This is a genomic window from Nocardia arizonensis, assembly GCF_001310275.1.
GTDB lineage: Bacteria > Actinomycetota > Actinomycetes > Mycobacteriales > Mycobacteriaceae > Nocardia > Nocardia arizonensis.
The window spans coordinates 119662-142874 of the sequence record NZ_LGYZ01000088.1 but is presented as its reverse complement, the minus strand read 5'-3'; the positions used below and the strand labels follow the sequence as shown (position 1 = coordinate 142874).

General features: G+C 68.1%; 21 protein-coding genes and 1 pseudogene. 13 read left to right on the top strand and 9 right to left on the bottom strand.

Annotation, left to right across the window (positions count from 1 at the left end; genetic code table 11):
• The first annotated feature begins 41 nt into the window (after positions 1-41).
• Complete coding sequence (locus APZ21_RS21470; protein ID WP_054815074.1) at positions 42-461, top strand: hypothetical protein; 420 nt, start codon at positions 42-44, stop codon at positions 459-461.
• Between the two features lie 4 nt (positions 462-465).
• Here the strand turns inward: APZ21_RS21470 and APZ21_RS21465 are convergent, their stop codons facing one another.
• From APZ21_RS21465 to APZ21_RS21445, 5 genes and pseudogenes are all read right to left on the bottom strand, one after another.
• On the bottom strand, positions 466-1170 hold the full coding sequence (locus APZ21_RS21465) for an endonuclease V (protein ID WP_054815073.1): 705 nt from the start codon (positions 1168-1170) through the stop codon (positions 466-468).
• Between the two features lie 23 nt (positions 1171-1193).
• The gene (locus APZ21_RS21460) at positions 1194-1691 is read right to left on the bottom strand and encodes a GNAT family N-acetyltransferase (protein WP_054815156.1); all 498 of its coding nucleotides are present in this window, start codon (positions 1689-1691) and stop codon (positions 1194-1196) included.
• Positions 1691-2302, bottom strand: a complete 612-nt coding sequence (locus tag APZ21_RS21455; RefSeq protein ID WP_054815155.1) for an acid phosphatase — start codon at positions 2300-2302, stop codon at positions 1691-1693. Before APZ21_RS21455 ends, APZ21_RS21460 begins: the two co-directional genes overlap by 1 nt.
• A 57-nt stretch (positions 2303-2359) precedes the next feature.
• On the bottom strand, positions 2360-3595 hold the full coding sequence (locus tag APZ21_RS21450; RefSeq protein ID WP_054815072.1) for an Rv3212 family protein: 1236 nt from the start codon (positions 3593-3595) through the stop codon (positions 2360-2362).
• A gap of 1659 nt (positions 3596-5254) precedes the next feature.
• Positions 5255-6837: pseudogene (locus tag APZ21_RS21445) on the bottom strand (DEAD/DEAH box helicase); the annotation flags it as partial.
• 399 nt (positions 6838-7236) lie between these two features.
• Here APZ21_RS21445 and APZ21_RS21440 point away from each other — a divergent pair.
• The 3 genes from APZ21_RS21440 (at position 7237) to APZ21_RS21430 (ending at position 9973) form a co-directional block, all read left to right on the top strand.
• On the top strand, positions 7237-8091 hold the full coding sequence (locus APZ21_RS21440) for an SCO6745 family protein (protein WP_054815071.1): 855 nt from the start codon (positions 7237-7239) through the stop codon (positions 8089-8091).
• A 57-nt stretch (positions 8092-8148) separates the two neighbouring features.
• On the top strand, positions 8149-9204 hold the full coding sequence (locus APZ21_RS21435; protein ID WP_054815070.1) for an alpha/beta fold hydrolase: 1056 nt from the start codon (positions 8149-8151) through the stop codon (positions 9202-9204).
• A 73-nt stretch (positions 9205-9277) separates the two neighbouring features.
• On the top strand, positions 9278-9973 hold the full coding sequence (locus tag APZ21_RS21430) for a ferritin-like fold-containing protein (protein WP_054815069.1): 696 nt from the start codon (positions 9278-9280) through the stop codon (positions 9971-9973).
• On the opposite strand, the gene APZ21_RS21425 is transcribed toward APZ21_RS21430, so the two are convergent.
• Complete coding sequence (locus tag APZ21_RS21425) at positions 9970-10788, bottom strand: helix-turn-helix transcriptional regulator (RefSeq protein WP_054815068.1); 819 nt, start codon at positions 10786-10788, stop codon at positions 9970-9972. The genes APZ21_RS21430 and APZ21_RS21425 overlap by 4 nt on opposite strands.
• Before the next feature lie 100 nt (positions 10789-10888).
• Here APZ21_RS21425 and APZ21_RS21420 point away from each other — a divergent pair, with 100 nt between their 5' ends.
• Together APZ21_RS21420 and APZ21_RS21415 are read left to right on the top strand one after the other, a co-directional pair.
• Complete coding sequence (locus APZ21_RS21420; RefSeq protein ID WP_054815067.1) at positions 10889-11440, top strand: YceI family protein; 552 nt, start codon at positions 10889-10891, stop codon at positions 11438-11440.
• Between the two features lie 106 nt (positions 11441-11546).
• On the top strand, positions 11547-11774 hold the full coding sequence (locus APZ21_RS21415) for a DUF3107 domain-containing protein (protein ID WP_054815066.1): 228 nt from the start codon (positions 11547-11549) through the stop codon (positions 11772-11774).
• Positions 11775-11879: 105 nt separating this feature from the next.
• Here the strand turns inward: APZ21_RS21415 and APZ21_RS21410 are convergent, their stop codons facing one another.
• Positions 11880-12569 carry an HTH-type transcriptional activator FasR gene (locus APZ21_RS21410; RefSeq protein ID WP_054815065.1) on the bottom strand — a complete coding sequence of 230 codons (690 nt, stop codon included), beginning with the start codon at positions 12567-12569 and terminating at the stop codon, positions 11880-11882.
• 484 nt (positions 12570-13053) lie between these two features.
• On the opposite strand from APZ21_RS21410, the gene APZ21_RS21405 reads away from it, so the two are divergent.
• From APZ21_RS21405 to APZ21_RS21375, 7 genes are all read left to right on the top strand, one after another.
• Entirely contained in the window at positions 13054-14043 is a 990-nt protein-coding gene (locus tag APZ21_RS21405) for a DUF3152 domain-containing protein (RefSeq protein ID WP_054815154.1), read from the top strand.
• Positions 14044-14170: 127 nt separating this feature from the next.
• Positions 14171-15355 carry an adenylyltransferase/sulfurtransferase MoeZ gene (gene moeZ / locus APZ21_RS21400; protein ID WP_054815064.1) on the top strand — a complete coding sequence of 395 codons (1185 nt, stop codon included), beginning with the start codon at positions 14171-14173 and terminating at the stop codon, positions 15353-15355.
• A 91-nt stretch (positions 15356-15446) separates the two neighbouring features.
• Positions 15447-16295 carry a TIGR02569 family protein gene (locus APZ21_RS21395; protein ID WP_054815063.1) on the top strand — a complete coding sequence of 283 codons (849 nt, stop codon included), beginning with the start codon at positions 15447-15449 and terminating at the stop codon, positions 16293-16295.
• Positions 16296-16528: 233 nt separating this feature from the next.
• Complete coding sequence (locus APZ21_RS21390; protein ID WP_054815062.1) at positions 16529-18376, top strand: SCO2524 family protein; 1848 nt, start codon at positions 16529-16531, stop codon at positions 18374-18376.
• 4 nt (positions 18377-18380) lie between these two features.
• The gene (locus tag APZ21_RS21385; protein WP_054815061.1) at positions 18381-19352 is read left to right on the top strand and encodes an SCO2523 family variant P-loop protein; all 972 of its coding nucleotides are present in this window, start codon (positions 18381-18383) and stop codon (positions 19350-19352) included.
• Positions 19353-19406: 54 nt separating this feature from the next.
• The gene (locus APZ21_RS21380) at positions 19407-20423 is read left to right on the top strand and encodes an SCO2522 family protein (RefSeq protein WP_054815060.1); all 1017 of its coding nucleotides are present in this window, start codon (positions 19407-19409) and stop codon (positions 20421-20423) included.
• A gap of 1 nt (position 20424) precedes the next feature.
• A complete protein-coding gene (locus tag APZ21_RS21375; RefSeq protein WP_054815059.1) occupies positions 20425-21531 on the top strand; it encodes an SCO2521 family protein in 1107 nt (368 codons plus the stop codon).
• Between the two features lie 6 nt (positions 21532-21537).
• Here the strand turns inward: APZ21_RS21375 and APZ21_RS21370 are convergent, their stop codons facing one another.
• Both APZ21_RS21370 and APZ21_RS21365 read right to left on the bottom strand, forming a co-directional pair.
• Entirely contained in the window at positions 21538-22428 is an 891-nt protein-coding gene (locus APZ21_RS21370) for a potassium channel family protein (RefSeq protein ID WP_054815058.1), read from the bottom strand.
• A 67-nt stretch (positions 22429-22495) separates the two neighbouring features.
• Positions 22496-23002 carry a GNAT family N-acetyltransferase gene (locus APZ21_RS21365; RefSeq protein WP_054815057.1) on the bottom strand — a complete coding sequence of 169 codons (507 nt, stop codon included), beginning with the start codon at positions 23000-23002 and terminating at the stop codon, positions 22496-22498.
• Positions 23003-23213 lie beyond the last annotated feature (211 nt).

Genomic DNA, 23213 nt, shown 5'->3' with positions numbered 1-23213 from the left:
CGGGGCGGCGCGGTCCGTGCGCGTACTCGTAGGCTTGGCGCGTGGTCGACAGTGGCGAGAAGGCGGGCGGTGCGCCCGCGACGGTACGTGGCGCGGGTGGACTGGTCGCGCTGGAAGGCGCGGTCGCGGTGATCGTCGCCGTGGTCCTGGTGGTGCGCGGGCTGCTCGGCCACGACCAGAGCCAGACCAGCGGATACGGCACCGCCGCGTGGTTCGGCCTCCTCGGCGGCGCGGTGCTGGCCGCGGGCCTCGGACTGCTGCTCGGACGACGGTGGGGACGCGCCATCGCGACCATCGCCCAGATCCTGCTGCTGCCGGTGTCCTGGTCCCTGCTCACCGATTCCCACCAACCGGTATACGGCGCGCTACTCGGCGTGGTGGCGATCGCCACGCTGGTACTGCTGTTCACCCCCGCCTCCAACCGCTGGATGGCCCAGGAATACGGCGTCGAACCGGATTAGGCGGTCACGGGGTCGCGCCGAGCCGGTCGCGGCGCGCCACCGCCTCGCGCAACGCGCGGCGGCACATCTGGTCGGCCTGCCGGGTGGTCTCCGGCTGGCGATAGTGCGGGGTCAGCGCCAGCACCTGGTCGCACGCGGTGTCGAGATCGATGAGGTGGCCCACCGAGACGAACAGCGGCTTCACCCCGGACCGGGTCCGAAGCACCCGCCCGACCACCTCACCGTCCATGCGGATATCGGACATCGCGCCGCGATCGGGTCCGGGTTCGGCGTAGTCGCCCCAGGCGTTCTTGGCCACCCCGATCGTCGGGATGCCCACCAGAATGCCCAGGTGGCAGGCCAGACCGAAGCGGCGCGGATGCGCGCGGCCCTGACCGTCGCAGATCAACAGGTCGGGGGTGCCGTCGAGCCGCTCCAGCGCCCGCAGCGTGGTCGGGAGTTCACGAAAGGCCAGCAGTCCGGGTACGTACGGGAAGCTCGTCGTGCCATGCGCGACGGCCGCGGCGACGGTCTGGAGGGTCCGCCCGTCCAGCAGCACCGCGGCGGCCGCCACCACACCCGACTGGTCATAGGCGGAATCGACGCCCGCGACGGTACGGAAGTCCGGCGGTCGCGGATCGGTGGGATCGACCAGCGGACGCAACGTGTCCTGGAGGGCGATCGCCGCCGACTCGGTTTCCGGCCAGCCGTCCGGCACATTCACACGCATGGTCTTCCCAACTCGCCCGCGGGTCAGGATGTTTCCGCAGCCAGCGCGCGCAGGGCGGGACCGGTCAGCCGGTAACCGGTCCACTCCCGCTGGTGGACGGCGCCGATGGATTCGTAGAAGGCGATCGACGGGGCGTTCCAGGTCAGCACCGACCAGTCGACCCGACCGTAGCCCCTGTCCACCGCCTCCGCGGCGAGGGCCGCGAGCAGGGCCTTGCCGTAACCGCGCCCCCGGCACTCCGGGCGCACGTACAGATCCTCCAGATAGATGCCGTGCACGCCCTTCCAGGTCGAGAAGTTCAGAAACCATATGGCACAGCCCACAATTGCCGACTCCGCGCGCACCACGTGCGCGAAAAGCGCGGGGGCGGAGCCGAACAGCGCGGTGCGCAACTGCTCCTCGGTGAGAGTGCAGTCGGCGGCGGCCTTTTCGTACTCGGCGAGGTCGTGGACCAGCCCGACCAGGGCGGGCACGTCGGATTCGGCGGCGCGCCGGATCTCGGCTCCCGAGGTCGGTGACATCATGCCGGACATCCCTTCGGCCTCGGAATCAGATTGTGCGTCAAGATGGTTCGGCCGCCATGCTCGTAGCCGAGCACACTGCTGGCCCCGGTCGACATGGTGAAGCGGCGTCCGTCGCGCACCTCGAATTCGGCCCAGCGGGCGATCAGGACCCGAGAGAAATGCCCGTGTCCGACGAGGATCACATCGCGTTCCGGCAGTACCGCCGAGACCCCGGCGAGTACCCGGTCCGCGCGGTCGCGCACCTGCGCCGCCGACTCGCCGCCCGGCACCGCGCCGGTGAAGATGGTCCAGCCAGGATCACGTTCGCGGATCTGCGGTGTGGTCAGACCCTCGTACTCGCCGTAATCCCATTCCGCCAGATCCTCATCGATCTCGGCGCCGACGAATCCGGCCAGTTTCGCGGTGTGCACGGCGCGGCGGCGCGGACTCGTGCGCACCAGCGGATCACGCAGGCCGAGAGCGGCGATCAGCGGGCCGGCCGCCGCGGCCTGCTCCTCACCCACCTCGGTCAGCGGTACATCGGCGCGTCCGGTGTGGCGGCGCACCTTGGACCAGGCGGTTTCCCCGTGCCGCAGCAGGACAACCCTCGCAGTGTCGATCGCGGACATGCCCTCCATCATGGCGGGTCCGTTCCCCGGCCGCGGCGGCCAGGTCCGCATTCGGTCTCAGCCCAGTGCGTACAGACGCGATCCGCGCTTCTCCAGGATGGTGTCGCCGAGGACGGCCAGGGAGACCGGGGAACCGCCGTCGTCGGCGCGGTCGACCCGGACCGTGGTACTCGCCGTGGCCGAACCCGGATCGATCGCGGCGATGCCGCCCACCACCGGGACCAGCAGCGAACCCGCCATCAGCGCGGGCGTGCCGAGTACGTCGGCGACATTCCAGATCGGCTCGAACGCGCTGCCGCTCAAGGCGATCAGCGTGGCGCCGGTGAACAGGTAGAAGGTCGAGCCGAGCTTGACGACCTCCGCCGTCTCGGCCAGGGGAGCGAGGAGTCGATGGGTCGTGAGCGGATTGCCGTTCGCGTCGTAGACAGCAAGGCGCGGCGCGCCTGTCTCCTCGCCGCCTTGTGCGCCCGCCCCCGGCAGGTAGACGAGGATGCGGTTGTCGGAGACCGCGAGCACCCGCGCGTCTCGGGAATCCGCGCCCGCCCCGGACAGCACGTGCGAGCCGTACTCCTCGGGAACCGTATTGTCCTTCGGCACCGGGTTGAGCACCGTCAGCCGATCGGCTTGATCGCCGGGACAGCGTTCCAGCACCGCCAGCCGGGACGGATTGGACGCCGAGGACAGCAGGTCGCAGTCCTTGCGCGGCTGGGTCTTCACATTCACCTGCGCGTCGACGAATCCGTATTCGACCGTGCGCACCAGATCCGAACGCCACATCTCGAGCCGCCGCGGTCCCTGCGCCAGCGCGTAGGTGCCGTCGACGCTCAATCGCACCCGCGGATCCATATAGCTGCTGCGCGCGGTGCGCCGCTGGCCGGACTCACCGGCCAGCAGCGTCGCCTGACTGCATCCGCGCTGATCCTTGTACACCGCGAGCACCATGGAGAACTGCGCCTCCACCCCGCACAGCGGCATATCGCGGCGATACCGCCACACCTGCGCGCCGGACCGCGGATCGCGTCCGGTGACCGTGCCGCCTTCGGCCGTGACCACCACACCGGCCGAGGTGAGGGCACGCCGGGACGCGTCGTCCTCGGCGTGCCACAACTCACGCAGGGTGGTGGGGAGCCGGTCCGCGCTCGGCGGCGCCGACAGCGGTGTCGACGCCGTGACCGATTCGGTACCGGTCGCATCCCCCCGCGCCCACACGACGAGCGCGGCTATCGACACGACCACGGCGATCGCGACTGCGGTGATGATGTCGGCGCGCGTTCGCCGCTCCGGTGCGAGCACGATTGCGAGAGTAGCGGATCCGTCGAACTAAGCCGAAGCGGTCGCCGCCCGAGCCGGCTCGACCGCCTCCACCTCGCCGCCGACCTCCGCCTGACGCTTACGCCCACGCCGCGGAGCCTCGGCCGCCTCCAGCCCCTCGGCCTGCGGCTGCGCCGCTTTCCGGGTGCGCTTACGAGGTGCGGTGGTTTCGACGGCCGCCGTTTCGGTCGTGGCTTCCACGTCGAGGGCATCCGCTTGCGCTGTTTTGCGGGTGCGCTTGCGGGGTGCGGTGGTTTCGACGGCCGCTGTTTCGGTCGTGGCTTCCACGTCGAGGGCATCCGCTTGCGCTGTTTTGCGGGTGCGCTTGCGGGGTGCGGTTGCTGCCTGCGAGTCGTCGGCCGCTTCCACACCGTCGGCGACCTTGCGGGTCCGCCTGCGGGGTGTGGTCGTCTCCGAGGGTTCGTCGGCGGTCGCTTCCGTGTCGTCGGCGACGGCATCGGTGGTCTTGCGGGTTCGGCGGCGGGTTGTGGTCGCCGCCGAGGACTCGCCCTCGGCCGCGACAGCCGCGCCGTTCGTGGCCGCGGTCCTGCGTGTGCGACGAACCGGCTTGTCCTCGACATCCGCCGATGCGTCGACGGCGTCGGCCGCACCGGCGGTCTTCCGCGTCCGCTTGCGGACCGGCTTCTCACCGGGATCGCCCGCCGAAGCGGCAGCACCATCGGCGCCACCGTCGGCAATGCCGTTCGCCGAGTCCGTTTCCGCGGCGGCCGGTACGACGCCGGTCGCGGTGCCCGCTTGCGGTGTGGCGGCATCCTCGGTCGCCGCCACAGCCTTTCGCGCCCGTCGCCTGGTCGGCGCCGGGACGTCCGCGGCGTTCGCGGCGCCGGGGGCACTCGCGGGGGCCGCCACGGCCTTGCTCGCACGCTGTCTGGCCGGCTTCTCGGTGTCGTCGGATCCGTTCGAAGCATCGGAGTCGGCATCGGCCGTGATGTTGACACTCACGGCCTTGCGCGCACGTCGCGGCGATTTCGACCCGGACCCGGTGGTAACGCCCGCTGCCGCGGAGTTCTCGGCCGCCGTGGTGGTGGTGTTCTCGGCCATTGCCTCCGGTCGTCCCTCGGCGCCGGCCTCTGCCGTCCCGGCGCGGTCGGCGGTGCCCGACTCGCGCCCACCCACGGCCTCCGCATGACCCCCGACACCGTTCGGTACCGCATCGGACGCCCGCACGGATGCGGCCGATTGAGCATCGACTCGATCGGTCGTCGCGTCGACGGGTGCGTCGGGAACCGTGTGTGTCCCGTTCGTGTTGCGGGTGCCCCGACGAGGTGGTTTCACGCGGGTGGCGATCTCGTCCTCGTCGCGGTCGCCCGCCACCGTGTCGCCGTTGGCGATATGGGCCGTCGCGGGCGCGGTGGAATCGGCGACGGACTCGGATGCGTCCGCGTGCGCCTCCGTACCGTTCGACCAGATCCCGGCGTGCGCGGCGGTGGTCTCCACCGCGACCACGCCCGTGGATGCATCGGCCGCGTGGGCGCCGTTGGTATTCACCTCGGGGTGCGACCCCGGGGACTTGCGGCGCCTGCGCCTGCGGCGTCCGGGACGATCATCCCCGGACTCGTGATCATCGGTTTCGGAGGTCTCGGTGGTCGCCAGGGTTTCGGTGGTTGCTGCGGTTTCGGTGGTTGCTGCGGTTTCGGTGGTTGCCGAGGGCTCGGTCACCGTCCCCGCGTCGGCCGCGGCTTCGGCGCCCGAGCGGCGGCGACGCCTGCGGCGACGGGAGCGGCCGCCCTCTTCGGTCACCGCGGGTGAGTCGGTATCCGATTCGGCCGAATCCTGGATGACGCCGTCGACGGGCCGACCGCCCCGGGTGCGGCGGCGATCACGCTTGCGGGTATTGCGGGCGGGGCGGTCGACGACCGTGTCGTCCTCGTCGCGCACCCGGGGCGCCTTGCGGACCGTGCCGGTGGCGTTCTCGGGAATGCCGAGGTCGGTGAACAGGTGCGGGGAGCGCGAATACGTTTCGACCGGGTCGGGGATGCCGAGGCCGAGGGCGGAGTCGATGGCGGCCCAGCGGTTGAGTTCGTCCCAGTCGATGAGCGTGACCGCGACACCGGTGCGGCCGGCACGGCCGGTGCGGCCGATCCGGTGCACATAGGTCTTCTCGTCCTCGGGGCACTGGTAGTTGACGACGTGGGTCACGTCATCGATATCGATGCCGCGCGCGGCCACGTCGGTGGCGACCAGGACGTCGATCACGCCCTTGCGGAATTTGTCGAGCGCCTTCTCGCGCGCGATCTGCCCGAGGTCGCCGTGTACCGCGCCGACGGCGAAACCGCGATCGGCCAGCTCGTCGGCGACCTTCTGCGCGGTCCGCTTGGTGCGGGTGAAGACCATGGTGGCGCCGCGGCTCTCGGCCTGGAGCACCTTGGCGATCAGTTCGCTCTTGTCCAGCGCGTGCGCGCGGTAGACGAACTGCGCGGTGCGATCGTGTACGGCCGAATCGTGCGCTTCCTCGGCCCTGATGTGGGTGGGACGGGTGAGGAACGTGCGGGCCAGGGTGATGATCGGGCCGGGCATGGTCGCCGAGAACAGCATGGTCTGGCGCTTGGCCGGAACCATGGTGAGGATGCGCTCGATATCGGGTAGGAATCCGAGATCCAGCATCTCGTCGGCCTCGTCCAGGACCAGCACGCCGATCTTGCCGAGGATGAGGTGGTTCTGATTGGCCAGGTCGAGCAGGCGGCCGGGCGTGCCGACCACGACGTCGACGCCCGCGCGCAGCGCCGCGATCTGGGATTCGTAGGGCCGCCCGCCGTAGATGGAGGCCACCGTGAGCGGCCCCTGGTGGTTGGTGAGGTACTTGCCGGCGTTCACCAGGTCGGCGGTGACCTGGATGCACAGCTCGCGGGTCGGCACGATGACCAGTGCGCGCGGCGTGCCGTCCAGCGGTGTCGTGCCCGTGTCGGCGGTGGCGATCCGATGCAGCAGCGGAACGCCGAAACCGAAAGTCTTGCCCATACCGGTGCGGGCCTGACCGATGAGATCCTCGCCCGCCAGTGCGAGCGGCAGGGTCAGTTCCTGAATCGCGAAAGTGCGTTCGATTCCGATCTCGCCCAGTGCCCGCACGATTTCTGCGCGGACACCCAATTCGGTGAATGTGGGTGCGGTATGCGTTCCATCCAGTTCGGCGGTCAACAGGGTGTCGGTGAGCCCCGGTTCCTGTTCGACAGTGATCTTGCTCAGGTTCGTGCCTTCCTCGTCATCGCGTCACGCGCGCACGAGGCGTGGGGCGGACCGGCTGGTCCACGATGACCACGTATCCGCCTGTGATACTCACCCGTGCCACTGCCTGACGTCACCCGGGCGCCGTGGTGAAACGGCAGCTACCCGGGACATCGGCGCGGCGCAACGGTGATGCGGATCTGGTGCGCGCACATTTTCCCTGACTGCGGAAATTCCGTCCCGGTACCCGATCGAGTGCCCTTCGCGTAGCCGCCGTGACGGCGGTGCGAACGCGGATCGAGCAACTCCGGTCGGACGAAATCTTCCGTTGTCCGTGGCGATTGTAGCGTGATATTGTGCACGGCTCGAATTGCCGCCGCCGCAATTCGCGAATCGAAGTGCGGTTTCCTTCGTCGCTGCCTCGACGTACGCTGCGCGACATGGTAATTCATGTCGCTCGCCGAATCTGGACCACACTCGAACCCATCCACGATGTCATCTATTTCGGCGCCGGAATCAAGGAGGCCGGTGTCGGGATCGGTCTGCGCGGATACTGGCAGACCTACTTCGCGTTCCGGGCGGCGCCGATGGGGCCGGTGTCGGCGGGTGCGGTCACGGCCGTCTTCGCCGGATTCCATCCGGCGATGGTCGCCAAGGCGGTGCCGGATGCCTGGTCGCGCGCCTCGGCACGGCGGTGCCTCGAGGCGCGTTCGGCGGTCGCCACCCGGTTGCTGCGCACGGCCGGCGCGGCCGAGGACGTATGCGCCCGAGCGGTGGAACTGCTGCTGCCCGCGATGCGCGGCGCCGACGCCACGGGCCGTCCGCTGTTCGCGGCCAATGCCGAGATCGCACTGGACGACGATCCGGTGTCGGCGCTGTGGCAGGTCGCGACGAACGTACGCGAACATCGCGGTGACGGACATGTCGCGGCGTTGCTGGCTTCGGGGGTATCCGGCGCGCACGCGCTGGCTTTGCAGGTGGCGGCGGGCAAGGTGACCGAACCGGTGCTGCGTGGCGCGCGGGGATGGTCGGTGCCGGAGTGGGCGGCATTGGTCGAGGATCTGCGCGGTGCCGGTCTGGTGACGGGGGAGCCGGGCGCGCCGGTGCTGACCGGGGCGGGCGCGGCGCTGTTGGAGAGTGTGGAATCGGTCACTGACGAGGCGTCGTGGCGGGGCGCGCTGTCGGCGTTGACCGAGGAGTCGGTGACCGAGCTGGTGGCCACGTTGACCCCGTTGGCGCGGACCGTGCAGGCGTCGCTGGTCCCGGCGGACAATCCGGTCGCCATGGGCCGCTGAGCCGGCGGCAAGGTTGCCCGTTACCGTCGGTACCGTCAGGTGTGAGAGATTCTGAGCGTGAGTCTCGCCGACATTGTCACTCTCGCCGCCCGCAACGCCTGGGCATTGACCTTCGGTTCCGGTGTGAGCACCCCCGTCCCCGCGCCCTCGACGGTGCTCTGGGACGAACCGCATCGGCAGCTGCGCCGTTTCGAAAGGGCCGAATCCGGCGTCACCGCAAGTGAATCGGCGGTGCTGCTGGTGCCGCCGCTGGCCGCGCCCGCCTCCTGTTTCGACCTGCGCCCCGAACAGAGCCTGGCCCGCTTCCTGCTCGAGACCGGCCGCCGTCCCTACGTCATCGACTACGGCGAGATCACCTTCGCCGACCGCCGCATGGGCTTCGAGGACTGGATCGACGACATCCTGCCCGAGGCCATCCTGCGTGCCTCGGCCGATCGGGACGGACAGCCGGTCGACCTGGTCGGCTGGTCTCTCGGCGGCACCCTCGCGCTGCTCACCGCGGCCGCGCACGGGTATCTGCCGGTCCGTTCCATCACCGCCGTCGGCTCGCCGCTCGACTACGACAAGATGACCGGCGTACCGCGGATTCGCGCCGTCGCCGGACTCACCGGCGGATACGCCACCTCCACCGCCATCCGCGCGGCGGGCGGGGTCCCCGCGCCGCTGACCCGCTTGGCCTACCGTGCCACCGCCTGGGATCGGGAACTGCGGCGTCCCTGGTTCGTGGCGAGCAATATCGCGCGCACCGAGACTCTGGCCCGCATGGAGGCCATCGACCGCTTCATGGCCGATATGCCCGGCTATCCCGGCCGCTTCTACGGCCAGCTGTGGGGTCGGCTCATCCTCAACAACGACATCGGCCGCGGTGTCGTGCGCCTGGGTGAGCGCGCCATCGCCCTGGCCGAGGTGACCTCGCCGGTGCTGCTGGTCGGCGGGTCGAACGATGTCATCACCCCGGCCGCCGCGGTGGAGGGCGGACTCGTGACGCTGACCGGAGCGGCGTCGGTGCGATACGAAACCGCGCCGGGCAGCCATCTCGGCATACTCGCGGGCGACACCGCGCGGGATACCACCTGGGCCTATCTGGACAAATTTCTCACCGAAGCCGGGTGATCGGAAATTCCGACGCCGAGAATGCGCGGGTTGGAAAGGCTGCGTTCGGAATACCGGACTAGGCTTGGCTGACATGGGAACACAGACTTCTGCCGCGCTTGGCGTATCGCCGATCGCCTCCGCGATCCTCGCCGCAGACCACCCCGGTGTGACCGATCTGTTCGCGGTACTGGCCTACGGCGAGATATCCGCGTTCTACCGGTTGACCGAGGAGGCCAAACTGTCGCCCACTTTGCGCGGCAAGGTCGCGGTCGCCAAGATGGCCGCCGCCGAAATGGCGCATTTCGAAACCCTGGAGGCGGCGCTGGCCGCCACCGGGGCCGACATCTTCGACGCCATGGCGCCGTTCGTGCGGGCACTTGACGCCTATCACGCCTCCACCGATCCCTCGACCTGGCTCGAGTCGATGGTGAAGTTCCACGTGGGTGACGGAATCGCCGCCGATTTCTACACCGAGATCGCGGGCGCCCTCAGCCCCGAGGTCGCGACCGTCGTCAAGGACGTGCTGGCCGAGACCGGCCACTCCGAATTCGTGATCGAGGAGGTGCGCACGGCCGTGGCCGCCAGCCGCTCCGAGCGCGACCGACTCACCCTGTGGGGCAGGCGGCTGCTGGGTGAGGCCATCACCCAGGCCCAGTACGTCATGGCCCAGCGCGACGAGCTGACCGATCTTGTCCTCACCGCCACCGGCGACCTCAACGGCATCGCCGCCCTGTTCGAGCGCATGCAGACCAGCCACGCCCAGCGCATGGCGGTACTCGGTCTCTAGTTCACCAGGCGCAGTCCGGGCGCCTGGGCGACCGTCCTGTCGGTGAGCCAGATCACCACGCTCTGATCGCGCTCGGTGTCGAGGGTTTCGTAGGGCACGTCGAGCCTGCCGTGCACGGGATGGTCGAATTCCAGCGTGCCCGACCCCTGCGCGCCGATATTGTGCGGTTTCCAGCGGAGCTCGAATTCGGGCTCGCGGCGCAGCGTCTCGATGAACTCGCGCAGCGAATCATCAGCGGGCCAACGAAGTTTCGCGCGATTGAGGTAGGCGGTGAAACTGTCCGCCGCGCTCGGCCAGTCCCGCAGCACCCGCTTGGCGGCCGGATCAGTGAAGACGAACCGGGCCAGGTTCGTGTGGTGATGCTCCTCGAGCAGACCCATCGGCGCCGCGAAATCGGCCCAGGCCGGATTCCAGTCGAGAATGTTCAGATAGCGTCCGATCACGAACGCGGGCATCGGTTGCAGCGCCCGCAGCACGGCGCGCAGGGATTCGGCGACCTGTTCCTGCGGCGACTCCGAGCCGGGACAGTCGTACTCGCTGCCCGAGGCCAGCGCCAACATGGTGAAGTGACGGCGCGCCGCTCCGCTGAGCAGTAGCGCGTCGGCGAGCGCGTCGATCACCGCGACCGAGGGATTGGTATCGCGGCCCTGCTCCAGCCGGGCCAGGTAGTCGACGCTCACTCCGGCGCGCACCGCGACCTCCTCGCGCCGCAGCCCGGGAGTGCGGCGGCGCCCGCCCGCGGGCATGCCGAGATCGGCCGGACGCAGTTCGGCGCGGCGGGCCACCAGGAACTCCGCGAAAGCGTTTCGGTCCATCACCCCATGGTGCCCTGTCCGCGGATACATAGCCGCGCCCTGAGAGGTCCAGGATAACGGCGGTCTGGTTAACCGGCGATCACCCGACGATTGTCGGGGCATGACTGAAACATCCGAAACCGCGCTCGCCACAACGACTCTCACCCCCGGCACCTGGGCACTGGATCCGCTGCACTCCTCGGTCGCCTTCACCGTGCGGCATCTCGGCATCGCCAAGGTCCGCGGTGGCTTCACCCGCTTCGAGACCGAATTCGTGGTCGACGAGACCGGTGCGGCACGTATCGGCGCGACCATATACCTCGACTCGTTCGACACCGGAAATGCCGACCGCGACAACCACATTCGCACCGCGGACTTCCTCGACGTCGCCAACCGCCCGACCATGACCTTCCGGGCGCCTGCCCCGGTGCGGATCGCCGAGACCTTCACCGTCGAAGGCGAGGCGACCATCGGCGCGGTCACCAAACCGGTCACGCTCGAGGTCGAGTGGGGCGGCGTCCGGGAAATGCCCGGCAAGGGCGAGCGGCACGCCGGATTCTCCGCCACCGGCACCGTCAAGCGCACCGACTTCGGCGTCGGCGCCGCGATGCCCGGCATGCTCAGCGACGCGGTCAAGATCGAACTCGAGATCGAATTGGTCGAGCCGAAGTGAGCGGGCGTGTCGTTCGCTGACAGCGCAGGCGGCCGTCTGCCGTGCCACCCCCGCCCTGGACTAGCCTTGATCCGACAAGCACAGGACTCTAGTTCGGAGGTTGGCCGTGGAGGTCAAGATCGGTATTTCGGATAGCCCGCGGGAGCTCGTGATCAACAGCGCGCAGACCCCGGACGAGGTCGAGGCGCTGGTCTCCGGTGCGCTGGCCGGCGATTCGGGCGTGGTCTCGCTGACCGACGAGAAGGGGCGCAAGTTCCTGATCCAGGCGTCCAAAGTCGCCTACGTCGAGATCGGCACCCCGGCCGCGGGTCGCGTGGGATTCGCCGCGATCTAGCCTCCGCCACAACGAACGAGAGCCCCTGTGCTCGACCTCGCGGTCGGGTTCAGGGGCTCGCTCGTTTCGGGCCGCGGTTTCGGCGGCGCCCGAGACCGACCCGGGTCAGGAACCGAGGGTGCGCGGGATTCCGTCGATGGGATGCAGCGGTACGTGCGACAGGCCGCCCCAGGCCAGGGCGACGGTGGTGTCCACGGCCTCGTCCTTGGGGATGGGCCGATCCGCCTCCAGCCAATAGCGGGCGGTGAACTGGCTCGCGCCCACCAGGCCGACGGCGAGGATGCGGGCCCGGTACGGATCGAGGCCGGAATCGTGCGCGACCACGTCGAACACCGCGTCGACGCAGGCTTCGGTGGCCTGCTCGACCCGACGCTGGACCTGCGGCTCGCTGGTCAGATCGGATTCGAAGACCAGGCGGAAGCCCTGCATCTCGTTGTCCACGAAGTCGAAATAGGCCGCGACGGCCGCGCGAACGCGCTGACGGTTGTCGGTGGTCGAACGCAGCGCCTGGCGCACGCTCGACACCAGCATGTCGACGTAGTTCTGGAGCACGGCCAGGTACAGTTCGAGTTTGCTGGTGAAGTGCTGGTACAGCACGGGCTTACTCACACCGGCGCACTGGGAGATCTCGTCCATACCCGCGGCGTGATAGCCGCGTAGCACGAAGACCTCGCTAGCCGCATGGAGTAGCTGTTGGCGACGTTCGTCGCGCGGTAGACGGGTACCGCGTTTCGTCGGTGCCATGGCCTCGGACGACGTTTTGCGGGGCGTCATCCGGTCCACGAGGTCGGTCATTTCGGTCTCCCAGTCGATTCCCCGATGAAAAAGTGATGTCGTGCACCGGGTATCCCATGAACGATACCCGGTCGTGGCCTTCATGCCGATCCGGGTCGCGCATGATGTCCACACCGTGAGGTATATCGCAGACGGTCACCGGATGTGTCACCGATGACACCACTATCTTGCGCACACGCGGGCACACGCTATTGCCGGGGGTCGCTTTGGACCGTGAGAACCCCCGGTGTGGTGACCCGCGACGTCCGGGCGCGACGGCCGTCGCATTTGTGACCCCATTCGCTCCCGCGCCGCCGGAACCGTAATGTCGGACTCCGTGGCAAGCTCCGACCCGCACTCCGACTCCGCGAAAGGCCGGCCGCGTGCCGGTCGAGGGAGGCGGACCCGGGGCGGCTCCGAAGGCATCGGCGCGGAGTCGGCGACTTCCGCGTCTTCTGCGACCCCTGCAACCGCTGCAACCGCCGCAACTCCGGCGGGGGGCGATATCGAGCTCTACCGGTCACCCGATCTCTATGCCCCGCCCGCTCGGTCCCATCAGCCGCTTCGCGCCCGCTGGGACCCCACCGACCCCGGCGAGGGCAGGTCCCGGTCCCCGGAGCGGGAAGTCAAGAAGCAGAGCGCGCTCGGCCGGTTCATCTCCACCTACGGCTGGCGCGCGTACGCGCTGCCGGTGCTGTTCGTGGTGACCGTGCTGGTGATCGTGGACGCCGTCAACGGCGGACCCGAGCCGATGGGCGCGGCAGGCGCACCCGGATTCGGCAGACTCAGTCCGCGGGCCGCCTCGGCGGGCATCATCGGCGCCCCGCCCGGCGACGGACACTTCCCGTCGGATCTGCCCACCGGCGCACTCCCGGACGGCGGGCCGTTCACCGAATTCGGCGCGGGCACCTGGCATGTGGTGCCGGGGACGGGCGCGGAGATCGGCGAAGGAGCCGAGCTGCGTTTCAGCTATACGATCGAGATCGAGGACGAGGTCGACACCTCGGGATTCGGCGGTGACGCCGCGGTGGCCGCGATGGTCGACAGCACCCTGGCCAATCCCAAGAGTTGGTCGCACGACAAGAAGTTCGCCTTCCGCCGCATCGATCGCGGCGAACCCGATTTCCGCATCTCCCTGACCTCGCGCGATTCCACCCGCAAGGCGTGCGGATTCGAGATCCCCATCGACTCCTCGTGCTTCAACGCCGATCTGCGCCGCGTGGTGCTCTCGGAGGTGCGCTGGGTGCGCGGCGCGCCCGCCTACGAGGGCGATATCGGCTCCTACCGGCAGTACCTGATCAACCACGAGGTCGGCCACGCCATCGGCTACCACCAGCATCAGCCGTGCGAGACCGACGGCGGACTCGCCCCGATCATGATGCAGCAGACCTTCGGCGTGAAGAACAACGACATCGCCGCGCTCGATCCCGACGGCGTCGTGCCGATGGACGGCAAACGCTGCCGCTTCAACCCCTGGCCGTATCCGCGCGGGTAGGGGCCGGATTCGGCGGTCGGTCGCCGGTGCGCGACGATATTCGGGAAGAACGGTTCGGTTCCCGGCGTTGCACATCTGGCACATGCCGCGCCGTCATCGGCCAATTTCGATTCGAGGAGTCCTGGACGTGTCATCAGCGAGGTCCCTGCCGCCGCTCGTCGAGCCGGCCGCGGAGCTGACTACCGAGGAGATCGCCCGTTACAGCCGCCATCTGATCATCCCGGATCTGGGCGTGGATGGGCAGAAGCGGCTCAAGAACGCCAAGGTTCTGGTGATCGGCGCGGGCGGTCTCGGCTCGCCCGCCCTGCTTTACCTGGCCGCCGCCGGGGTGGGCACCCTCGGCATCGTCGAATTCGACGAGGTCGACGCCTCGAATCTGCAACGGCAGATCATCCACGGCGAATCCGATATCGGCCGCCCCAAGGCCGACAGCGCCCGCGACTCGATTCTCGAGATCAACTCCGGCATCACCGTCGAGCTGCACAAGATCCGGTTGGAGCCCGACAACGCCGTCGACCTGTTCGCCCGGTACGACCTGATCGTCGACGGCACCGACAACTTCGCCACCCGCTACCTCGTCAACGACGCGGCGGTGCTGGCGGGCAAGCCGTACGTGTGGGGTTCGATCTACCGCTTCGAGGGTCAGGTCTCGGTGTTCTGGGAGGACGCCCCCGACGATCGCGGCATCAACTATCGCGACCTCTACCCGGAGGCCCCGCCGCCCGGCATGGTGCCCTCCTGCGCCGAGGGCGGCGTTCTCGGCGTGCTGTGCGCCTCGATCGGTTCGATCATGGTCACCGAGGCCATCAAGTTGATCACCGGCATCGGCGACCCGCTGCTCGGCCGTCTCATGGTCTACGACGCACTCGACATGAGCTACCGCACCATCAAGCTGCGCCGCGATCCGCAACGGCAGTCGATCACCGAACTGATCGACTACGAGGCGTTCTGCGGTGTGGTCTCCGAGGAGGGCATGGCCGCGGCGGCCGATTCCACCATCACCGCCCGCGAGCTCAAGGAACTGCTCGACGCCGGTAAGGAGATCGAGCTCATCGACGTGCGCGAACCCGTGGAGTGGGAGATCGTGCACATCGAGGGCGCCAAACTCATCCCCAAGGACCGCATTCTGTCCGGGGAGGCGTTGGCGGAGTTGCCGCAGAACCGCCAGATCGTGCTGCACTGCAAGACCGGAATCCGCTCGGCGGAGGTGCTGGCGGCGCTGAAGAAGGCCGGTTTCGCCGACGCCTCGCACGTCCAGGGCGGCATCGTCGCCTGGGCCAACCAGGTGGACAAGTCACTGCCGGTCTACTGACCCGACGGCGAGTCCGCGCACCGGGTCACGGGTGCGCGGACCGTCGGTGTGGCTCCGTTGGGGCGCTGCGGACCGGCGGTACCGTACGGCCGTGACCTCTGTGGAACCTCCCGAGCACGTGCGTGCCACCTTCGGTCTGCGCGAAGTGGTCCCGGTGTCACTCGGGGACTGGGACGGCGGGTGGCGTCTGGGCGATGTGGTGCTGAGTCCGGTCGCCGATCACGCGCGAGCGGCCTGGTCGGCCAAGATCCGCGAGACGCTGGAGGTCGACGGCCTGCGACTGGCGCGCCCGGTGCGGGCCACCGACGGCCGCTACGTGGTCTCCGGCTGGCGCGCGGACACCTATCTGGACGGCACCCCGGAACCGCGTCACGACGAGGTGGTCTCGGTCTCGCTGCGCCTGCATCAGGCCACCGCCGGACTCGAGCGCCCGCGCTTCCTGGTGCAGCCGCCGGTCGCCCCGTGGGTGGATGTCGACGTATTCGTGGCGGCCGACCGCGCCGCCTGGGAGGCGGTGCCACTGCGCAGTCTGCGCGGCGGCACGCCGCCACCGACGAGTGCGGACGGTCAGCGCAGTATGGAGATGATCGGTCAGCTCGCGACATTGCGTAAACCCGTGCGGACACCCGCCCAATTGGTGCACGGCGATCTGTTCGGCACGGTCCTCTTCGAAGGGGCCCATACGCCCGGATTGTCTGACATCACGCCGTATTGGCGGCCCGCCCCGTGGGCGGCGGGCGTGGTGGTCGTCGACGCTCTGGCGTGGGGCGGCGCCGACGACGGACTGCTGGACCGATGGGCCGATCTGCCCGAATGGCCCCAAATGCTCTTGCGCGCGGTCATGTTCCGGCTCGCGGTGCACGCACTGCATCCGCGGTCGACGCCGCGGGCCTTTCCCGGGCTCGCGCGAACCGCGGATATGGTCCGGTTGATGCTGTAGCGGCTGGTCCGTGTCGGACCCGCCGCGAGTCCGTGTCGGACCCATATCGGGTTCGTGAAGTCCCCTCGCCGACACCGAAATTCAGCTACCGTTGACGCAGGGAGCGCGATTGTGTTCCGGTACTGTGCTGCGCTCGACACAGTGATATCTTGTGCGCAACATGCCGCCGGGTCGCATTTTCGGACAAGGGGACCAGCGCGGCCCGCTACGAGGGGATTCGAGGACGGCGGCAGGTGAGAATCCAACCGAGAGAACAGATTCTGAAGGTCTGGGAGGCGATGCTCGCCTCGTGTCTCGACAACGGCCGAACGTGGCGGTGGGGCGGTCAGGGCGGGGTCAATTCGATCAGCGACTCCGAACAACTGCTGTGCCTGCTCTACCCGGCCACCGAAATCGATACCTTCGCCGTGCACAACCCCGATCGGATCGAGAAGGACGTCGAAGAGGTTCTCCAAGTCGTCGGCGGCCGCACCTTGGGCGGTGCGTTCCTGGTCAAACTCCTGACCGAATACATCGACAACAACACCGACGCGGAGGGTGAACCGTCGTTCGCCTCCGGCGATTATCTGCGCTCGTCGGACGAGCGGCCGGTGACGGCGGCACAGCGGCAGGTGCAGGTCGTCGACTCGTATTCGATGTCGTTGACCGTCTGCATGGCCGGACTGCGTTTCCTGCGCGACCATATCACCGCCGTGTGGCAGGGCAGGCCGGATGCGGAGATGGAGCGGTTGCAGGCCGGCGTCAGCGCCCGCTTGACCGCGGCCATGACCGGTCTGGTACGCAGCTTCGTCGTCAATACGATGTTTCCGAAATCGCCTGAGGGACAGGCGATCATCAAGATGCTCAATGCCGAGGGCCGCTCCGAGGCCTCGGTGGTCGACGGCATCAAGTCCAGCCTGGAACGGGTGCGGGCGAGGCTGCGCAGCGATGTCGTGCTCGGGCAGGAGAATTCGGTCCTTTCGCTGGAGAACGACAATCTGCTGTTCGAATGCGGTTGGAGCTGGGGCATTCCCACCGATGCCTCGCCGGTCGGGTTCATCAAGGCGCCGATAGCCTCCTCGGAGGGTATCGCCGAATCCCGACCCTATCTCTATTTCACGATGGTCGCCCTCGACGGCATCAACGACCTCTTCTCACCGCGAGCCGGTGAGATGGGGATGCTGGACGAACACCAGCACCGGCTGGCCCAGGCATTGCGTACCCGCTGGGAACTCACGCAGCTCTACTGGTCCACCGTCGCGCGTTTCGGCGACGGGAAATGGCCGCTCGAAGACATTCCCTGGCGCACCTCCGACGGTCTGCAATCGGATTACTACAGTCTCATCGTCTCCGCCGTGCTGATCCAGGATCTGGTGGAGCGCACCGCGTCCGACGACGATCTGACCCGCGCCGTGGCGATCTTCGACGAATTGGCCGGACGCGGCCGGATCATCCGCCGTCCCACCGCGGACGATCCGGCCGTGGGGCTGCACATGCCGGGTGTGCGCCTGCGGCTGCGCGGTACCGAGAAGATCGGCGACGGCCCGCTGCTGGTGTGGGAGGTGTCGGACTACGCGCCCGTTCTGCTCAAGCGCATGCTCCAGGCGGCGCGGTTGTCCAACAACGTCGCCGCTCGCGACAGGCTCATGGACCTGTGCAAGGAGACGATGGACCACCTCTTCCGCAGGCGACTCGATGTCGGCGCGCCGGGCCTGTGGGACGATCCGGGCAAGGTCTTCGGTGGTCGCGACACCCCGCGCGAGACCGTGCCGTCGTGGTATATGACCGAGCGGCTCATCGAGTGCTTCGTCGCCGCCGAGCGCACCTACCGCTCCTCGCCGCCGAACTGGCCGGAACTGCAAGCGGTCGCGCGTGTCATGCTCGACACCGCCGAGCACCGTTTCGACCAGGAGTTGTTGAGCATCACCGTCGGTGTCGGCCTGCGCAGTACCGGGACGATGCAGCGGGTGGAGAACCTGATCGACGAATCGCGGCGGCTGGTCCGCAACGACGCCGCCGCCGCGCTGGTGCGCACCCTGGAAGCCCTGCGGGAACTCGACAACCTCACGATCGGACGCCACGACGCGGACAGGAACGTGTGAGGACATGATCGTATTCGCGACATCGGACAAGGGCGGCACCGGCCGGTCGGTGACCAGCTGCAATGTGGCCTTCCGATTGTCCTCGAAAGGGAACAGCGTCGCCTATCTCGACTTCGATTTCGGCTCGCCGACCTCGGGCGCGCTCTTCGAGATCACCGGTCTGGAGCACGGGCTCCCGCCCCGCGAGGATGCCGCGCCGGGCGTGGAACGCGCCCGCGGTATGCATTCCTATCTGCTGGGCAAAGTGGACACTCCCGAGCGCGTCAATGTGCGTGAGGAGACCAATCGCCAGGAGTTGCGCAAGCTCGGCGGCCGCGGCGGTCAGTTGGTGCTGTACCCCGGCGACAAGGGCGGCGCGGAATTCGACCACCGCAAGAACACCGATATCGTGGACCGTTGCGCCGACCTGTTGCTGACCGTCGACCGCGAATTCGATATCTGCATAGTCGATCTCAGCGCGGGCCGCTCCGCCGCGATGGAGATCGTCCTCAAGGCCACCGCGGGCGAGGCATTCCGTACACGTACGGCGCGATGGCTGGTTTTCCATCGTTGGACCCGCCAGCACATCCACGCCGCGCAAGGTTTGGTGTACGGTGCGAACGGTCTGCTCGATTGCGGTGAATGGGCAGGTCACGACCGGCAGGCACTGCTGGCCAATATCCGATTCGTGCGTACCGCTATTCCTGATCTGAACAAGATCTATCGGGACGGGTCGACCGCGCTGACGGCGTGGCTGGACCGTCAGGATCGCCAGCTGAGCAAGTTGGCGGGCGATCTGAAGATCGGCGCCAGTTCGGTTCTCGGATCGATACTGGTCGAACCCGTGTTGCAGATGCGAGAGCAGTTGATTCTCGATGTCGACGTGGACAAGGAGATCGCGAATCAGTCCACGGTCGACGCGATCAATCAACTCGCGGACCGATTAACGGATGAGCGGAGCTGGCGGCCGCTGAGCAATGTGCGCTGGGGTCAGTAGCCACTGATTCGGGCATATCCCACAACCACTCTCCTGAAAGGTATTCCCCCCAACGTGGAGCACGCGCCGGGCTACACCGAGGCAACCGAGCACGCGCGGGTGAGCGCCGTGCCGTTGTCGCATCTGTCGATCGAGGTCGGCCATTTCTACATGCACGATCTCACCGCCGGTGTCGATCGCATCCGAGCGCAGTTCCGTCGGATCGCCCCGCTCGTCAAGGCATTCACCGAGATCGCCGCGGTCGAGTTCGGGCCCAATCCTCGGGTGAGCACCTGCTTTCTCATCGACGACTATTTCCGGCGCGACTCCGATCCGTCTCGAATCATCACCGAACTGCTCGCGGCCGCCGAGGAATCCGATCTGCGCATCGACTATCTCGCCCGGGAGGCCGGGTGCTGGGAGGTCCCCGAGGTGGTGCGCAACGGGGTGATGTCGACCCCGCGCATACCGCTGGCCGAACACGTCCGCGGATACATCGTGCACGAGCCGCAGGTGGGGCAGAACGGCACGGTGCGCCCGCCCGCGAAGAAGTCCGGCTGGCTGTGCAACGGCAAGCGTGAGACCGGCGGCGATGCGGGACAATCGATGCACCGCGAGGAGGAATACGAATACCCGGAGGAATTCGGCCGCCGGGAACATTCGATATTCCTCGACGTCGAGATGTGGAACGTGGAGAAACGCAGACGCGGCGAGACCGCCACGAAATGGTCGTGTCCGTATCTGGCCACGATCTGGCAACTGCTGCGGTTGGGTTTGCTCCGCTACGAGGGCAAGCCGGTCATCGAGCCCCAACCGTGGTCGCCCGACGAACCGTGGGACGACAATTGGCTGGAAATGCCGACGGTTCTCCAACTCAACCCCTCCGCCAAGCCGTTCGCGGCCTACCGGTCGCTGTCCATCCTGCCGCAGCGCTACCTCGGCATCGAGCACGCGGTGCGCGTGATCATGGATCACATCAAGCTCGACGACGAGGTCGTCGATCAGGTGGTCGCCCGCGGGATGCTGGAGAACGTCACGGTGCCGCGGCGGGCCGCCGAACGGCTCAGCCACCATTTGTTGTCGGGTTCCTGACATGTCCGACACCGGGTTCTCACGGCAGAGTGGAGTGTCGGTCGCTCGCGCCACCGCACAGGACCGCGCACGGCGCGGCGAACGCGCGCGACGTCTGATGGCCCGCGGTGCGGGGGCCCAGCCGCGTACCCCCACCCCGGTCTCGCCGACATTGGCGGCCTTCGGCGAGGTCGGCACCGCGTTGTTGCCGACCGCGACCGCGTTGCGCCGCAGCGAGGTCGAGGAACTGCTCGAATTCCATCCGGGCCGCCGCGCGCACTGGCGCGAACGACCGGTGTCGCTCGGTATCTCGGCCACGACGGCGGAAGGCGTCGACTGCGTGCTCGCCGCACCGGGCCATCCCGCGGTGCGCGCCATCGGCACGGTGGCGCTGCGGGCGCTGGTGATCGGCGGCCGGGTGGCGCAGAGTTCGGCGCAGAGTTTCGTGACCCGCGCGGCCTCGGACAAGCGCATGCCGTGGTCGCACTATCTCACCAAGGACGGTGTGCTCGAGGTGATCACCAAGGTCACCGAGGAGACCGGCGGCAGGCTCAGCGAGGGGTTCCTCGCCGCGCAGAGCAGTGCGCAGACCCTGGATCTGACCTCGATCACCGACCGCCTGCTGGTACGGATCAGGATGGACGAGCGACTGGGCGGTGAGCCGCCGCTGAAGGTCGGCTCGACGCGTCTGCGCTGGGTGGCGCGCGTTGGCGCGGTGCCCGCGTCGCAGATCGCCTTCCGGGTGCACGACGATACCCGCAGGACGGTGCTGCTGCTGGTGCCCTCGGAGCAGGATCTGGCCGTGGCACAGCGATTCTGCGAGGATCTCGCCGTTCACGACTGGTTGCTGTCCGCGGTCGCCTCGGTGATCGAACGCGCGGATCTGGCCGGACCGGGCAGTCCGGCCTCGGCCGAGATCCTCGCGCCCTTCCTTCAGCATCTGGCGCACCTGTGGGTGCCGGGCGTCCACTCGCCCAGGCAGCTGCGGGCGCCGTGGCGGCAGCTACAGGACGATCCCGATTTCACCGCCGATTGGCGCCGGTCCATCGACCATCTACGCAATCGACTACTCGTGGCGACCTGGAACAGTGCGCGATCCGGCAGCGCGGTTCGCGATCAGGAGCGCTAGGGCCGTTCAGAATCGGAACCACTTGCGGACCAGGAGCGCGAAGAACACCGACATGGACACGGCGCCGGTCCATGCCTCGATGATCAGCACCACCCGGCCCGCGGTGCCGATATCGGCCAGGTCGCCGAGGCCGACCGGATTCAGGTAGTTGATCAGGCTCATGTGCAGTGCGGTGGAAAAGTGCTCGTGTTCCACCTGCCACAGCACACCGGTGAACAGCGCCAGCTGCACGCCGATCCACACCAGCATGCGGAAGGGCCGGAAACCATAGCCGCACAGCAGATCCGAGACGTAGCCCGGGGTTCGCCGCCACACCGGGAAGGTCGCGAGCCGTTTGGCGCGGGCACGGGACAGTCGGCAGCTGTCCTGGGCGTCGAAATCCTCGTTCGCCCCGAACAGCGAAGTCGCGCGCTTGAAGGCCAGCGCCGCGTGGGCGGGCAACTCCTCTCTGACCAGTATGTGGCCCAGCATTTCGTAGATGCCCGCCAAGCGCGTGCTCTGGGTGCCGCTCAGCCGCCGTGGACCCCGGAACTCGGTTTCGGCGGCGAGCAGTGCGGCCAGCACCTTGCGTTCGGTGTCGAGTTTGTCATCGATCTCGCGCTGGATTTCCTGATCGTTGTCCGCCAGGGGTTCGGCGACGTGGTAGACGTGGGCGAAGATGAGTTCGTCGCCCCGTGGCGGAACCACGGCGGCCGCGTATTCGATCACCAATTGCTCGACCCGGCTGTGGAATTCGCTGAGCAACTCGCGCTCGGTCGGCCGCGTCAGGGCCGAACGCGGTGACTCCAGGAACCCGGCGATGCCGGGGTTGGTGTACTCGTCGGCGTTGCGCTCGATGAAGTCGGTGAGAGACCGCACCACGTGCGGTAACTCGGCGTGGTCCACATGGTCGATCATCTCGGTTCCCCCCGGGTGCGATCCCGCGTCGATGTGACGTGACTCCCACCATACCAACGGAGTTCGGCTATGGCCGTGGCCCTCGGGGCCGCTTGATCCAGTGCGGATCGTCCGGTCCGGGCAGGCCCCGTGGCTCGCGTTCGAGTTCACGTTCCAGTACGTGGCGCGGTTCGCCGAGGCCGAAGTAGTGGTCCTCCTTGGAGATCACGGTGAAACCGACCTTCGTGTACAGGCTCGCGGCCGCGTCGTGTCCGGGCCGCACGGTGAGTTTCACCCGTTCGGCGTGGGCGAGACGGCAGTTCTCCACCGCGCTTTCGAGCAGTTCGCGTCCGATGCCGTGGCCGCTGTACGCGGCGTCCACACCAAGCCCCATCACCCAGGCGCAGCGCTGGGTGTCAAGGCCGACGAGCGCGTAACCGCGGACGATGCGGTCGACCTCGGCGACGACCCAGTGCGCGCCGTGCAGATCGTAGAGTTGCCGCAATACCACGTAGGAGTAGGCCAGATCCGCGAACAGGTCGTGTTCCAATACCGATATGGTCGCCAGATCGTCCAGCCTCGCCTTTCGTAACATCCGAATTCCCGCCCCGCCGTCTATGGTTTCCACCGCTCGCCCCCGATCGAACTGCCGTGTGTCTCATTTCAGCGTAGAGGTATACCGCCGGGGCGGGATCGAAACTTCACGACCGCGTAGGATGCGTGAGATTTGCTGCGCCGCCGTGTATTCCGGTGTGACGTCGGCCGCGTGGAGGTCGGACGCGCGCGGCGCTACCGCCGCGCGAATG